The sequence below is a fragment of the Mariluticola halotolerans genome, assembly GCF_021611515.1.
In the GTDB taxonomy this organism is placed as follows: Bacteria; Pseudomonadota; Alphaproteobacteria; order Rhizobiales; family Devosiaceae; genus Mariluticola; species Mariluticola halotolerans.
The window spans coordinates 2,315,437-2,330,938 of record NZ_CP090960.1 but is presented as its reverse complement, the minus strand read 5'-3'; the positions used below and the strand labels follow the sequence as shown (position 1 = coordinate 2,330,938).

Below are 15,502 nucleotides of genomic sequence, written 5' to 3'. Positions count from 1 at the left end.
ATGGCCGGGATGTCGTCCAGCACAGGGCCGTGAATTCGCCTGACCCAAAGGTCAAAGCTGGCGCTCATATAGTGGAAAATCGCGCAAAATGCAAAGACTAAGCGTTGGGCCGCGCTCAGCGGCTCCAAAGGCTCAAACCGGCGCTTGTGCCGGCGCGGCGGCAAGCAGCACAGCGCGCGGCATCTTAAAGCGCCATTCCAGCCCGTCATCATGCATCGTTCGCTCGATTTCTGCCTGAAGTGTCGATTTGAGGAAACGGTTGATCACCACCGTACCGAACCCCTCGCGCTCGCTTGCCGGCGTGTCTAGCGACACCCCGGTCTCCCGCCAGACCAGTTCCAGCATGTCATCCTGCCAGACCCAGCTGAGGCGCAAATGCCCCTCCAATTGCGCAAAGGCACCGTATTTGGCAGCATTTGTGGCCAGCTCGTGCAGGGCCATGCCAAGGGTCTGCGAGGCTTCCGCGCTCAAGCGCACTTCCGGCCCAGAAAGACTGACCCGTTCGGCATCATCGGGGGCAAAGGGCTGCAAATGGGCAGCCGCCAGTTCCTCCAGCGCCACACCGCTGGAGCCGTAATTGAGCAGAAGGTCGGTCGACCGGGCCAGCCCGATAATCCGCTTCTGGAAATAATCGAGAAAATTCTCCAGCGAATCCGAGGTGCTGGCCGTTTGCCGCGCCATGGATTGAATAACCGATAGCTGGTTCTTCGCCCGATGCGCCACCTCACCCATCAGAAACCGGATTTCGGCCTCCGAGGTCTGACGTTTGCGCGCGGCATCGACCAGTTCATCGGCGATGGTATTGAGTTCGCGCACCGAATAATGGCGGGTTTTGACCTCTTGCCCCTGGCCCAGAGACCGGGCGGTCCGCGCCAGACTGCGCACCGCGCTCGCCAGATGGCCGGACATCCACAAAGTGGCGGCAAGGGTGAGGATCATCAAAACGATGCCGCCACCCAAAAGCCAGAACATCGCTTCGCGCAGCGGCTTTGCGACAACGGTTTCAGGCGCCCAGGCGACAACGGACCAGCCGCTGAGCGAGGAATATTGCTTCACCACCCGATAGGTTTCGCCCTCATGCGCGATTTCGCTCCAGCCGGATGAGCCGGCCCGGTCGGGCAGGGGCAGGAAAAACCGCTCACCCTGCTTGATATCGGGATTGGTCGATATCGCGACCACATGATTGCCGTCGATCAGGGTGCCATGCCAACCGTCCGGCAAGCGCGACGCGCTTAACGTATCGCGCAGATTGTCGGCGTTCTGGCCCAGCATCAGCACCCGTTTTTCATCCGGGCTGCCATTGAGGGGCAGGATAATGTCAAACACCAACCGCTTGGCCACCGCCCCCATGAACATGTCAGAAACGGTAATCTTGTTGTTCTCACGCGCCTTTTTGGGCGTTTCGAGATCGCCCGATTTCGGCAATTCGGAACCATAGGGCAGGCGGGTATTCAAAAGTTGCTGGCCGGTTTCATCGAGAACAAGCAAAAAGGTGGCACTGCCGCGCAAGGCTTCCTGCGTCCGCTGATGAAAAGCCTGTAAGTCACCCTCCAGCAGCGATGGGGCGCTCGAGAGCACCCGCAAGGTGGTGATCATGCCGTCAAGTTCGCGATCAACCGCCTCGTTCATCGTGCGTGTTGTCGAAATGGTCAGGCTGCGCACAATCTCGAGCTGGGCCTGGTTGTTGCGCAGCAACAATACCGAAGCGTAGGCAAAAGCCGGCAACAGGCTCATCAGGGCCAGCGAGACAAGAACAACAACAATGGAACGCTCGCGGCGCACGGGCACGTTAGGATTAGATGTCATGCGGTAACCGCGTGCTCCATGATGCAGCTATTTTGGGATAGAATATATCGGGCCTCAAATTTGGGCAATCGCGTTTCAGCCCGGCCGCTCAGTTCGGCAGGATTACCCGTTTCGGCTTGAACTGGCCCTTCTCGACAAATCCTGTCGCAATCGCCTCGCCCCGGCAACTGGCCCAGGCTTCATCAATAGCGATCGGCGCGTCAGCGCCGGTCAGCAACACCGGATTACCCAGACGAATTGTGGTGGCCTGCCGGGCGTCGAGCCGGATTTCCGGCACACCGGCAAGGCCCGCGGCAACCGGCAGCAACATGGCGTCGCGCTCGTCAAGGCTGGCCGCTTCAAACACATCAAGGTCAATCGACTGCGCATCGGCAAAATCGCCCACCGCCGCCCGGTGCAACTGGCCCACATGGCCCTTGCTGCCAAGGGCTTCAGCCAGATCACGCGCCAGTGCCCGGATATAGGTGCCTTTGGCGCATTCAACTTCAAACCGGGACTGGGTCTCGCCATGCTCAAGCAGGTCAAACCGGTCGATTTCGACCTCGCGGGCGGGCATATCAAATTTTTCACCGGCCCGCGCCAGATCATAGGCGCGTTCGCCATCAATCTTGATGGCTGAAAAGGCGGGCGGAATCTGTGTGATCAGGCCCCGAAACGCCGGCAATGCCTGTTCAACAGCCTCACGATTGGGGCGATGGTCTGAGGTCGCAATCACCTCGCCTTCAATATCATCGGTCGCCGTGGCCGCCCCCCAGACCAGGGTGAATTGATAAACCTTTGTGCCATCCTGCACCTGCGGTACCGTCTTGGTGGCTTCCCCCAGCGCAATCGGCAAAATCCCGGTCGCCAGCGGATCGAGCGTGCCCGCATGGCCGCCCTTTTTGGCGCTCAACAGCCAGCGCACCTTGCCCACGGCCTCGGTCGAGGACATGTCATAGGGCTTGTTGAGCACAAGCCATCCGGAGATGTTGCGTTTGGGCCGTTTTTGCTGGGTCATTCAGTCGGGGTCTTTTCGTTCAGGCGGATAAGGGGCGTCAAAACCCGGCGCGCTCTAGTCTTCGTCATCCGCATCATCATCGCGGGCGAGGTCGCGTTGCACCTTGTCCGAACGCAACAGCATGTCGATGCGGCTGGCCTCATCAAACGTGTCATCGAAATAGAACCGGATTTCCGGCGCGAATTTCAGATTGACCTGTGGCGCAATCTGCCCGCGCACAAATTTGGCATGCTTGTTGAGTGCCGTAACGATCTGTTCGGCATTCTGTCCGCCAAGCGGCACGATATAGGCCTTGGCCAGCTTCAGGTCATGGCTCATGCGCACCTCGGGCACGGTGATGACCGCGCGCTCGATGACGGGATCGATAATGTCACCACGGGTCAGCATATTGGCCAGCGCGTGGCGGATCAGTTCGCCGACGCGCAGCATGCGCTGGGTGGGGCCTCTACCGGATTGGGACATTGTATCGCTCTTGATGTGAATTCAAATTCTGCCCGCAATCTAAACGGCGATGTGAGGCATTGTTGTGTTGATCTACCCTCAGACCCGGTTCGATAACAAGAAAATACATTAGAACCAACGGGGAACGGCAAAACCGCCCGGCCTATTCGGGCAAAACCTCGAACCGGGTCAGCGATTGCATCATCCGGGCGCGGTTTTCAATTTCAGCGCGGCTGACCGGCCATTTATCGGGGTTCTTCACGTCATAGCTGGGGGTGCACCATTCGTTATAGACAGTCACCACGCCCTCTTCGGCTTCCAGCGAGACGGCAACCACAATCCCCCCAATACAGGCCTGTGTCTGCCGGGCCTGCAAATTATACGCCCCGCACATGCCCACCAGTGCCTCCCGGTCAGAGCCGGGCAGGGGCACAATCCATGACAGATCAATCTGCCCCGGCATGCACGATGCCGCCAGCGGATCAGCCATGCGCTTGAATTGCTGACCGGCAGTATAGCCGGGCACATGAACGGCCAGAACCGCCATCAATTCCGACCAGAAGGCCGTGTTCTCGTCTTTTTTATGAAAAACCAGCGAGGTCAGGCCGGGCCGGATTTCGGTCACCTTCGAGCGCGACTGGTCCAGAACAGATCCGTTCTCGTCATCGACCCAGCCGGGGGCCGGAAAGGCGACGGCAAAGCCGGACATTTCGGTTTTGAGCACCCGGCCCGTCACCTCGATCACCGGTTCGTCCGTTGCCTCTTGCGCAAAAACAGCAGGACTGGCGGCCATGCTGGCTGCCAGTCCCGAAAATACACAGGCGATGAGCCGGTTGAAGGGGCGCATCAGAGCGTGCGCTGCACCGTCTCGACGCGGAAACATTCGATCACGTCACCAGCACGCATGTCCTGATAGTTCTCGAACGCCATGCCGCATTCCTGGCCCATCTGCACGTCCTTGACCTCGTCCTTGAAGCGCTTGAGCGTCGAAAGCTTGCCTTCGTGAATGACTACGTCGTCGCGCAATAGGCGGACGCCTGAACCACGTTCGACCATGCCCTCGGTAACCCGGCAACCGGCAACTTTGCCGACCTTGGTGATGTTGAACACTTCCAGAATTTCGGCGTAACCGATAAAGGTTTCGCGCCGTTCCGGAGCCAACAGACCCGACATGGCCGATTTCACATCATCAACCAGATCGTAGATGATGTTGTAATAACGGATCTCAAGGCCTTCACGCTCGGCGCTTTCACGGGCCTGCTTGTTGGCACGCACATTGAAGCCGATGATGATGGCATTGGAGGCCTGCGCCAGGGTGACATCGCTTTCAGTGATGCCGCCGACACCAGCCATCAGGATCTGCGCGGAAACCTCGTCTGTCGCCAGCTTGTCGAGCGAGCCGACAATGGCTTCAACCGAACCCTGCACATCGCCCTTGATGATCAGCGGGAACTTGGCAACGCCCGACGCTTTGAGCTGATTCATCATCTGCTCAAGCGAGGTGGCCCCGCCGGTTCCCGATTTCTCGCGAATCTGGCGCTGACGGTATTCAGTGATTTCGCGGGCACGCGCTTCCGTCTCGACAACCGAGAAAAGGTCGCCCGCATCCGGCACGCCGGTAAAGCCGAGCACTTCAACCGGGGTCGAGGGACCAGCCGTCTTGATCTGGGCACCCTTGTCGTCGATCAGGGCGCGTACACGGGCCCATTCCGAGCCGGCAACCACAATGTCGCCAATGCCCAGTGTGCCGCGCTGCACCAGAACCGTGGCCACAGCGCCCCGGCCCTTGTCGAGCTTGGCTTCGATGACCGTGCCCTGGGCCCGGCCCTCGGGATTGACCCGCAATTCGAGAATTTCCGACTGCAGCAGGATGGTTTCGAGCAGTTTGTCGAGATTGGTGTGCTTGAGCGCGGAAACTTCCACATCCAGCACTTCACCGCCCATCGATTCCACAAACACTTCGTGTTGCAGCAATTCGGTGCGCACCTTGTTGGCATCTGCCTCGGGCTTGTCGATCTTGTTGATCGCCACGATGATCGGCACACCGGCCGCCTTGGCGTGTTTGATCGATTCAATGGTCTGCGGCATGACACTGTCATCGGCCGCAACCACCAGAACCGCAATATCCGTCGCCTGGGCACCACGGGCGCGCATCGCGGTAAATGCCGCGTGGCCCGGTGTGTCAAGGAAGGTGATCTTCTGGCCGTTCTTTTCGACCTGATAGGCACCGATATGCTGGGTAATGCCGCCGGCTTCCCCCGAAACCACATTGGCTTCGCGGATCGCATCGAGCAGCGAGGTCTTGCCGTGATCGACATGGCCCATAATGGTCACAACCGGAGGCCGTGGCTTCATGTCTTCGGGGCGGTCGGTCTTGGCATCCTCGAACAGGCCGGTTTCAACGTCGCTTTCCGCAACGCGCTTCACCGTATGGCCCAGTTCAGTCGCCACCAGTTCGGCGGTATCCGCATCGAGCACATCGTTCATCTTGACCATCATGTCCTGACCCATCAGGAACTTGATGACGTCGACAGCGCGCTCGGACATGCGGTTGGCAAGTTCCTGCACGGTGATGGCTTCCGGAATCGTCACTTCACGGCTGAGCTTAGGCTGCACTTCACGCTGCTTGCCGCGCTGTTTTTCGCGGCGGCGGCGCATGGCGGCCAAAGAGGGGCTGCGATCGCGATCGCCGCCATCTGTCAGCGCTGTGGTCACCGTCAGGCGGCCACGATTATTGCCACCGGGCGCACCACGGCGGGTCGGTGTCGGTGAGGGGCGGGCCGCGCGGCGGGCGCGTTCCAGCTCATCGGCATTAACAAGACCCTTGGGCTGCACACCGCGGCCGCGGGTGCGGCGCTCGGCATCAGCCTCGGCATCCGCCGGTGTGGGCGCAGGCATGGCCGGTTCGGCGCGGCGGGTATTATTGGCCGGGCGCGTGCGTGCGGCAGGTGCCTCGGGTTTTGCCGCCGCGGGCGCTTCTTCTGCCGGAGCCGGTGCTGCGGCAGCCTCGGCTTCTGCTGCACGGCGGCGTTCTTCTTCCTCGCGCTGGGCGCGGCGGCGGGTATCTTCTTCAACCCGGCGGCGCTCTTCTTCCGCAAAGCGCTTCTGTTCCTCATGCTGACGGGCCGCCGCTTCACGCAGCACCCGTTCGCGGGCCGAATTCTCGCCAGCCGTCAGGCCACCGCCTGTGCGGGGCTGGGGACGCGGTGCAGAAGGACGCGGCGGCCGATTGCCAGCCTGCTGTCCGCCCTGTCCGGCCGGTTTTGCGGGTTGCGGACGTGCAGCAGGCCCCGGGCCCGCTGGCGCACCAACGCGCCGCGTGCGCTTTTCAACCACAACCGCGCGCGAAGAACGCGCCACGCCGGGTCGCCCACCGAGATTCGGGGCACCTTTCAGCGTCAGGGTTTTCTTAGGGCCCCCGCCGGAAGTCGTATCGTCACGCTTATCGTCTTGATCGCTCATATAGCCGTTTCTTTTCCGTCTAATTCATCATGTACCGATGCAGCCTATCCGCCCGGTACAGTGCCGATTTTGCCGCGGACCCGTTAATCAGGGCCGCATGTATCACATTTTCCTGCCCCAGTGCCAAACCCATTTGTACCGAGGTTAAAACTTCAAAATGGGGCGTGGGCACGTCCGCCGACATGGCGCGTGCCGCCCCTAGCATTTTCTGTCGCCCGTCTGGCGCTGCGTCCGTCGCCGTGAACAGGGCTATAATCCCCGGTTTTTCGATGGCGGCCCGGACCTTTGTTGCTCCGGTGAGCAATTGTCCGGCCTTCCGCGCCAGGCCAAGTGCGCCAAGCAGACGCTGTTCTAACCGCGTCAGGGCCATTAAAGCAAGGTCCGGTGGCACGGTGACATTTTGTTTCAGGCTGCGCGCAAAGACATTTTTCTGCGCTGCGGCCTCAACAGATGCCTTCGAGAGGGTGATCCAGACACCGCGGCCTTCGGCCCTGGCGTCGATATCAGGTACCAGAACATCGTCCGGTCCGAGGGCAAAACGCAATAGGTCCTCGGCCGGTTTTGTTTCACGTGTCAGCGCACACTGACGGATCGGTTCCTCTTTGGGCATATATATTGCGCCGCAACGGGCGGGGAGGGGGCAAAGGCCCCCTTACCCCTTATTCCGCGACAGCTTCTTCCTCTTCCGTCTCGGCAGGTGCGAGGTCTTCCTCGGTCACCCAGCCAGCCTTCAGGCGGGCGGACATAATCATTTCCTCAGCTTCCTCGCGGGAAACCGGGAAATCCGAGAACGTACCCTCGAACCGCTTCACTTCGCCATCCTGACGCTCGACCCAGCCAACCAGATCATCAGCGGCACAGCCGGCAAAATCATCGACGCTCTTGATCTCTTCCTTGCCAAGAGCCACCAGCATGGCAGCGGTCAGGCCAGGAATTTCGTAAAGATCGTCTTCGACGCCCAGCGATTTGCGCTCATCATCAAGAGCGGCTTCCTGGGCACTGAGATAATCAATGGCGCGCTGCTGGATTTCCGATGCAGTCTCGGCATCAAAGCCCTGGATTGAGGCAATTTCGTCCAGTTCGATATAGGCGACTTCTTCCAGCGAGGAAAAGCCTTCCGATGCCAATAGCTGGGCAACCATCTCGTCAACATCAAGGGCCTGCATGAACAATTCGGACCGTTCGGTGAATTCTTTCTGCCGGCGCTCTGATTCTTCCTGCTCGGTAAGAATGTCGATATCCCAGCCGATCAACTGGCTGGCAAGACGCACATTCTGGCCGCGGCGGCCAATGGCCAGCGACAATTGCTCATCGGGTACAACGACTTCGATCTTTTCGGCCTGCTCGTCGAGCACAACCTTGGCGACTTCGGCGGGCTGCAATGCAGAGACCACCAGATCAGCAATGTTTTCGGTCCAGGGAATGATGTCGATCTTTTCGCCCTGCAATTCGGCAACAACCGCCTGCACGCGCGAACCGCGCATACCCACACAGGCACCGACCGGATCGATCGAACCGTCATTGGAGGTCACGGCAATCTTGGCGCGCGAGCCCGGATCGCGGGCGATCGAGCGGATCTGGATCACGCCATCATAGATTTCCGGCACTTCCTGGGTGAACAGTTTGGCCATGAACTGGGGATGGGTACGCGACAGGAAAATCTGCGGGCCGCGCTGTTCGCGGCGCACGTCATAAATATAGGCGCGTACACGGTCGCCATAGCGGAACTGCTCACGCGGGATCAGTTCGTCACGGCGGATAATGGCTTCGCCCCGGCCCAGATCGACAATGACATTGCCATATTCGACCCGCTTGACCGACCCGTTGACGATTTCACCAATGCGCGAGGAATAGTCGTCAAACATGCGGTCGCGTTCGGCGTCGCGCACTTTTTGCACGATGACCTGCTTGGCCGACTGGGCGGCGATGCGGCCAAATTCGATCGGCGGCAGCGGCTCGGTGATGTAGTCGCCATATTTGGCGGCATCATTCTTGGCCTGGGCCTCGGGCAGCGAGATTTCGCGGCCGGGCTCTTCGACGGTCTCAACCACTTCGCGCAAGCGCCACAGGCGCAATTCGCCGGTCTTGGGGTTGATCTCGGCACGCACCTCGGTCTCGGCGCCGTAGCGCGAGCGGGCGGCTTTCTGAATGGCGTCCTGCATCGCATCGATGACGATCATGCGGTCGATGGATTTTTCGCGCGCAACCGCATCGGCGATCTGCAAAAGTTCAAGCCTGTTGGCTGAAACGGCCATTAGTCGTTCTCCTCTGAATTATCCTCGATCGTTTCGATATCGGGATTATCAAGTATGTCCTGGTTTTCCTGTTCCAGACGCGCCGCTTCCAGCAAGGCGTCGGTCATGATCAGTTTGGCTTCGGCAATTGATTCGAGGTCCAGCTTGTAAAGCGCCTTGCCACCCTCTGGCACATCCGGCAGGTCAATGGTGACGCTGGTCGCATCGCTCTCGGCAATCTTGCCGCGGAACCGCTTGCGCCCGTCCACCATATCCGTCAGCTCAATGCGTGCCTCATGACCGGCCCAGCGGGCAAAATCGCGCGGGCGCACCAAAGGCCGGTCAACGCCGGGCGAGGAGACCTCAAGGTGATAGGCCTGCGAAATCGGCTCTTCAACATCGAGCACCGGATTGATTTCCCGGCTCAGCTTCTCGCAATCCTGGATCGAGAATTGCCCATTGGCATCTTCCGCCATGATCTGCAGGGTACAGCCATTATCCGGCAGGATTTTGACCCGTACCAGATCATAGCCCATATCGGCGGCAACGGGCGCGAGGATCGCGGCGATCCGCGCTTCCTGTCCGGTCTCACGGATATAGCGTTTGCTGTTCAGTTCTGCCTCGGTCATCGTATCGTCTCTTCCAGCCGGTGCATCCGGCACTGATGGTCAGCCGGATATTGCGCCGGGCAACAAAAAAGAGCGGGGCCGGTTGGCACCCACTCTCTGGTTAGCCCTGAGATGTTGGGGATTGTATAATACCGAACCGGCGCCAAGGCAAGCGCGGTCTTCAGCCCCGCCCTCTAGTCGGCAATGAACACCCGGTCCGTGTCGGCACCCAGCCCCACAAGCGCCTCTTGCAGCGCCTTGGTCATCGGATCAGGGCCGCAAAGGTAGAAATTCTGCCCGGGACCACCCGCATGGGTTTTGAGGAAATCCTTGTCGATTCGCTGGTGCAACACGCCCGGCGCGTCGTCATCGGTCACTGTCAGCACCAGTTCCAGCCCCGCCATGGCCTCCAGCTCATCGCGCAAAATGATATCCCGCGCCGCACTGTTGGAAAAAATCAGCCGGTTACCAGCCAATCCGCCCTCCAGCTGCAACTGGCGCAATATGGCCAGAAACGGGGTGATGCCCGCGCCACCGGCGATGAAACAGCCCGGCCCCTTATAGGGCAGCGTTTCCCAGGCATCATCCAGCAATAACGCGTCACCGACCTGCATCTGCCCCAGCCTGTGGGTGACACCCTCATGGTCATTATAGGATTTGATGGTGAATTCCAGATCCGCATCCTGCGCCAGCCCGGTAAAGGTGAACGGCCGCTTCTTGTCGCGCCACCCCTCAATATCAAGCGCGGCTTCTGTCGCCTGCCCGGCGGCAAATGTATATCCCTTGGGGCGCCCGAGACGATAGGCGCGGACATTATGGGTCAAGGGGGTGATGGCGATGATTTCGGCACGATGCGGCATTGGAAACGCTCCTTGTGATTGACGGGCCGGTCAACAGGCCCTCACGTTAGGGCGCTCAAGCGCCCCGCGACCAGCCCCCCGAATGGCCATCGCAGTGTTCGCGATTGGTGAACACAAAAGCACGCTGGGGCGGAATTTCTAGAGCCCGGCCCCCGCTGAAATCTGTTCGGCGCTGATATCGGCGCGTTTGACCCGGCCCGATACCAGATCCTGCGCCAGCCTTGTCAGATAGGCATTGGCCGGGGTCTCAACCCCGTTCAAACGCCCCAGCAAGACGATTTCACCATTGAGATAATCGGTTTCAATCGAGCCGGCATTGCGCGCAAGGCTTTGGGCCGAAGAGGACCCGATCCGGTCCACCCCCGCAATATCCTTTTCCTGTATGTCGGTTTCACTCCGCGAATCCTGGGTGTTAAAGGCAATGCCTGCCGCGCGCAAAACCGCTGCGCCCTCGGCCCGCACCTTCCCGGTTAGCGCCGTAGAGGCTTCGCCCTTATCCATCACGGCATGCACGATATTGCCCAGATTCATCAGCAGTTTGGTATATTTGCTCTGCATCACATCGGCACTGGTATAGGCCGCAAAGCCGGATGCGTTCAACGCCGCGGTCAGCTGTTCCGCCAGCACATCGTCTCCGGCGGGATAGCGGCCAATATCCAGTACACCGTATTTGGGCACACCGAACGCATTCACCTCGCCGGGCACCATATGGGTGGCTGGCATCAGCATCATCATCCCGTAGACATTGGGAAACAACCTTAGGGCAAAACGCTCATTGGCCACCCCGTTCTGGGCACAGACGATTGCCTGTTCCTTGACGCCCGCCGCCCTGAGGCGCGCAAGGGCCGCCGGGGTGTCCTGCGTCTTCATGGTCAAAAAGATCACGTCATCGGGTTTAAAATCGATCTCGCCGGGATCAGCCACACAATCAAGGCTCACCACATGCGTATCCGCTGGTGTGCGCAGGGTCAGCCCCGCATCCTTAATTGCCGCCAGATGCGGCCCCCGGGCAATGCCGGTAACATTGTAGCCCGAAAGGGCCAGCCGGGCGGCAAATGTGCCGCCAATCGCGCCGGTGCCGTAAATGATGAATCGCATGCAATATCTCCCTCGCCCCAATAGTCTAGGGCGTGGGTCCGTGCCGTGTGAAGCTGAAATAGAAACTTTTGAGCCGGCCTTCGCGGCGCGCCTTTTGCTCATACCGGGTCGGTTGCCAGCCGGGATAGGGCACATGCCAGCTTTCAGGCGCACCGGCCACCCAGTCAAAATCCGGATGGCGCAGAATATGGGCCAGCGTCCAGTTGGCATAATCCTCGATATCGCTGGCAAAGCGGAAGAAACCACCCGGTTTGATCACCCGCGCCAGCTCTGCAAGGGTTGTCGGGGACACAAAGCGGCGCTTGTGATGGCGCAGTTTCGGCCAGGGGTCGGGATAAAGCAGATAAACCCCGTCCAGCACCGCATCGGGCAGGGTCTGCAACAGTTTCAGCGCATCATCGGCATAAAGCCGGATATTGCCGAGGTCATTGCCCGCAATCTTTTCCAGCAATTTGCCGATCCCGCCGGTAAAGACTTCGCAGCCGATAAACCGGCTGTCCGGGTTTTCTTCGGCCTGCCGCGCCAGATGCTCGCCCCCGCCATAGCCGATTTCCAGAATGAGGGGGCCAGTACCGGAGGGGAACAGGCTATCGGGGTCTAAAGCGCCGCCTTCAGGCAAATCGATCGACAGGTCGGGCAGCAGGTTGTCGAACAGCAATTGCTGGCGCGCATGCAGGGTCTTGCCCGAGCGGCGGCCAAAAAAGGCGCGGGGCGCGCCATCAACGGTAAGCGGCGGTTTGGTCTTCATGCTGCAGCCCATAAACAAACCCTCGCCCGTCAGCAAGTTCGGGGCGAGGGTTGATGGTTTTTATTTCGTTGTCAGTAAGGGCCCGTTCAGGCGGCGATCTGGTTCTTCACAGCAGCCTTCAATGCCTGCACCAGATCGGTCTTCTCCCAGGAGAAGCTGCCATCACGCCCCGGCTTGCGGCCAAAATGGCCATAGGCTGCGGTCTTGGCATAGATCGGCTTGTTGAGATCGAGATGACGGCGAATGCCCGAGGGGGACAGATCCATCACCTCACCCAGCGCTTTTTCCAGCAAGGCTTCGTCCACCTGGCCGGTGCCATGGGTATCGACATAAATGGAAAGCGGCTGTGCCACGCCAATGGCATAGCTCAGCTGGATGGTGCAGCGGCCGGCCAGTTTCGCGGCAACCACATTTTTGGCGAGATAGCGCGCCGCATAAGCGGCAGACCGGTCCACCTTGGTGGTGTCCTTGCCCGAAAACGCGCCGCCGCCATGGGGGGCAGCCCCGCCATAGGTGTCGACAATGATCTTGCGCCCGGTCAGGCCCGCATCGCCATCCGGTCCGCCAATGACGAACTTGCCGGTCGGGTTGATATGCCATTTGCAGTCTTCGGCAATCCTGATCCCATCAAGCGCTTCGCGGATATAAGGCTCGACAACCTGCCGCACTTTTTTCGAATCCCAGCTCGCATCGAGATGCTGGGTCGACAACACGATCTGGGTGGCTTCAACCGGTTCGCCGTTTTCATAGCGCACGGTCACCTGCGACTTGGCATCGGGGCCAAGCTTTGCCGCATCGCCTGTCCCGCTCTTGCGGGCAGCGGCGAGCAGCTCGAGAATCTTGTGGGCGTAATAAATCGGTGCCGGCATCAGGTCCGGGGTTTCCCCGCAGGCATAACCGAACATGATGCCCTGATCGCCCGCGCCCTCTTCGCCCTGCATGTCGGCGGCATTATCCACGCCCTGGGCAATATCGGCGGATTGGGAGTGCAGCAGGACATCAATCTTGGCGCTCTTCCAGTGAAACCCGTCCTGCTCATAACCGATCGATTTGATCGCCCGGCGCGCGGCGGATTTGAACTTGGAGGGATTGATCACCTCATTGCCATGCTTGTCGGTCTTGAGGAAGGTTGGCGGCACCCGCACTTCACCGGCAATCACAACGCGATTGGTGGTCGCCAGGGTTTCACAGGCGACCCGCACATTCCAGGGGTCAATGCCGGTCTTTTTGGCTTCCTTGTAGATCATGTCGACGATTTCGTCGGAAATGCGGTCGCACACCTTGTCCGGATGACCCTCGGAAACGGATTCAGATGTAAACAGATAGGAAGATCTAGCCACGATAACCCCGTAGTTTTCCCGGGAACCCATTCCGGTTATCCCGGAACGGGCTTGCCCGCTTGTTTGTTACAGCCCCCGCAAAGGCATCGCAGCCGGCATGTCGCCGACCGCCAAAACGGGCACTTACTGACCCTATGACCCACCCCAGCGCCAGGCGCTTGCGGCGGACACAATGTGACGGAATTAATAAATTCACATCTTCAGCACGCTTTGTGCCAGCGGTCGCCGCCGTGGTCAAGGCAGATATAAAGAAATCTTTATGTTCCAGACGGGGGCTTCAGGTTAATTATTCCCCTGCAAAGCGTCGGCGCACAATCACGGCCAACAGGCCAAAAAGCAGAACCGCCAGCAGGGGCCAGTGCCGGTATTGGGCAAACAGGGTCATGGCCAGGGGCTGATCGGGCACCACATCGGCCACACCCACCGCACCGGGCTGGACCATCGCCGTGATTCGTCCCAGCGGATCGACAAGCGCCGTGGTGCCTGTATTGGCAACCCGGACCAGCGCCCGTCCCTCTTCCACGGCCCGTAGCCGGGCATGATGAAAATGCTGGGCCCCGCCAATAGACCCGTCAAACCAGCCATCATTGGTCAGGTTGAGCAGATAACCAGCCTCGGTGATATCAGCGCCCAGATCGCCGGAAAAAATCGCCTCATAGCAAATCAGCGGCAGGAAGGCGGGGCCGACCGGCCCGGCCATCAGCCTGCGGCTGTCGCCAGCGCTCCAGCCTTCGGCACCGGGAACGAACTGGGTAAAACCCAATTGCCGGAACAGCGCCTTGAAGGGCAGATATTCGCCAATCGGCACCAGATGGGTTTTGTCATAGCGGGTGACCAGTTCCCCATCGGCATTGATCATCAGGATGGAATTGAACGAGGCTTCCGGCGTCCCGGTTCCATATTCGCGCCGCGGGGCGCCGGTCACCAATACGGTGTCTCCGGCCAGCATCCGTCCGATCCGCGCGAGTTCGTCCGGCTGCTCGGCCAGATAGAACGGCATCGCCGATTCCGGCCAGATCAATTGGCTCACGCCCGCAAGGCCGGGATCATCCGGCGTCAGCCGGGTCTCGGAAAGCGATAATAGCCGCTCCATCACAAATTCACGGCTGTCGGCCTGCCATTTGACGCTTTGCGCGATGGCCGGTTGCACCAGCCGCAGCTTGATCCTCTCTATCGGGGCGGTAATTATTGTATCGAGCCGGTACTGGCCCCAGACAATCTGACCGGCCAGCACAACGATGATGGTGAAAAACGGCACCAGCCGCCGGGTCAGTCCGCGTTCGTCACGCGGCCAGATCAATGCCGGCAGCACAGCCAGCAAAGCCGCCAGAAGGGTCAGCCCGTAAATGCCGATAATCGAGGCCAGCTGCATCATCTGCGCGTTGGCGGTCAGGGCGTACCCCAGAAGGTCAAACGGAAAGCCGGTCAGCAAATGGCCACGGGCAAATTCGGCTATGGTCAGCATGACAGCCAGCGCCACCACCCGCATCGCGCCTGCGCTCCACAGCATATGCGCAAAACTGCTGGCAAATCCCCAAAACAGCGCCAGAACGGCGGCGAGCGCCAAAACAGCAAACGGCATTGCGGCCAGCACCCAGCCGCCATCGACGAAAAATGCCGCCCCGATCCAGTGAATGGCTACGAGAAAATAGCCAAGGCCGAAGGCAAACCCGATGGAAAAGGCGGGGCCGAACATGCGGCCCCAAAAGCCCCGGCGCCGTTCCGCGCCATCAAGGCACCACACCCAGACCGGCATGCCCACAAACAATAAAGGCAATAAAAACAGCGGCGGCATGGAAAGCGCGGAGACCGCCCCGCCAAGGATCAGAATCAGCTGGCGGCGCCAGCCATGGGCGAGCATGCAGATTTCAGCAAGCCGGTTCATCAAATGCCAATCCTCAATGCCAG

The 15,502-nt window shown here is 60.0% G+C and carries 13 protein-coding genes; all 13 read right to left on the bottom strand.

Annotated features, from left to right (window positions below; all coding sequences use genetic code 11):
• Positions 1-132: 132 nt before the first annotated feature.
• Positions 133-1,806 (bottom strand): sensor histidine kinase, encoded by a 1,674-nt coding sequence (locus L1P08_RS11105; protein WP_303617079.1) that lies wholly within the window; start codon positions 1,804-1,806, stop codon positions 133-135.
• A gap of 88 nt (positions 1,807-1,894) precedes the next feature.
• Positions 1,895-2,803: a tRNA pseudouridine(55) synthase TruB gene (gene truB, locus L1P08_RS11100; protein ID WP_303617078.1), complete on the bottom strand. Its 909-nt coding sequence runs from the start codon at positions 2,801-2,803 to the stop codon at positions 1,895-1,897.
• A 54-nt stretch (positions 2,804-2,857) separates the two neighbouring features.
• Complete coding sequence (gene rbfA, locus L1P08_RS11095; RefSeq protein ID WP_303617077.1) at positions 2,858-3,265, bottom strand: 30S ribosome-binding factor RbfA; 408 nt, start codon at positions 3,263-3,265, stop codon at positions 2,858-2,860.
• A gap of 142 nt (positions 3,266-3,407) precedes the next feature.
• A complete protein-coding gene (locus L1P08_RS11090; protein ID WP_303617076.1) occupies positions 3,408-4,037 on the bottom strand; it encodes a hypothetical protein in 630 nt (209 codons plus the stop codon).
• Positions 4,038-4,090: 53 nt separating this feature from the next.
• On the bottom strand, positions 4,091-6,706 hold the full coding sequence (infB, locus tag L1P08_RS11085) for a translation initiation factor IF-2 (RefSeq protein WP_303617075.1): 2,616 nt from the start codon (positions 6,704-6,706) through the stop codon (positions 4,091-4,093).
• 19 nt (positions 6,707-6,725) lie between these two features.
• Complete coding sequence (locus tag L1P08_RS11080) at positions 6,726-7,316, bottom strand: RNA-binding protein (RefSeq protein ID WP_303617074.1); 591 nt, start codon at positions 7,314-7,316, stop codon at positions 6,726-6,728.
• A gap of 49 nt (positions 7,317-7,365) precedes the next feature.
• Positions 7,366-8,961 carry a transcription termination factor NusA gene (gene nusA / locus L1P08_RS11075; protein WP_303617073.1) on the bottom strand — a complete coding sequence of 532 codons (1,596 nt, stop codon included), beginning with the start codon at positions 8,959-8,961 and terminating at the stop codon, positions 7,366-7,368.
• Positions 8,961-9,569 (bottom strand): ribosome maturation factor RimP, encoded by a 609-nt coding sequence (gene rimP / locus L1P08_RS11070; protein ID WP_303617072.1) that lies wholly within the window; start codon positions 9,567-9,569, stop codon positions 8,961-8,963. The genes nusA and rimP overlap by 1 nt, the downstream gene beginning before the upstream one ends.
• Before the next feature lie 173 nt (positions 9,570-9,742).
• Positions 9,743-10,408, bottom strand: coding sequence for a ferredoxin reductase domain-containing protein (locus L1P08_RS11065; protein ID WP_303617071.1), 666 nt, complete (start codon positions 10,406-10,408; stop codon positions 9,743-9,745).
• A gap of 138 nt (positions 10,409-10,546) precedes the next feature.
• Positions 10,547-11,506 carry a ketopantoate reductase family protein gene (locus L1P08_RS11060; protein ID WP_303617070.1) on the bottom strand — a complete coding sequence of 320 codons (960 nt, stop codon included), beginning with the start codon at positions 11,504-11,506 and terminating at the stop codon, positions 10,547-10,549.
• A gap of 25 nt (positions 11,507-11,531) precedes the next feature.
• Entirely contained in the window at positions 11,532-12,254 is a 723-nt protein-coding gene (gene trmB / locus L1P08_RS11055; protein ID WP_303617069.1) for a tRNA (guanosine(46)-N7)-methyltransferase TrmB, read from the bottom strand.
• 86 nt (positions 12,255-12,340) lie between these two features.
• Positions 12,341-13,624: a methionine adenosyltransferase gene (gene metK, locus L1P08_RS11050; RefSeq protein ID WP_303617068.1), complete on the bottom strand. Its 1,284-nt coding sequence runs from the start codon at positions 13,622-13,624 to the stop codon at positions 12,341-12,343.
• A gap of 256 nt (positions 13,625-13,880) precedes the next feature.
• Positions 13,881-15,479 carry an apolipoprotein N-acyltransferase gene (lnt, locus tag L1P08_RS11045; protein ID WP_303617067.1) on the bottom strand — a complete coding sequence of 533 codons (1,599 nt, stop codon included), beginning with the start codon at positions 15,477-15,479 and terminating at the stop codon, positions 13,881-13,883.
• Positions 15,480-15,502 lie beyond the last annotated feature (23 nt).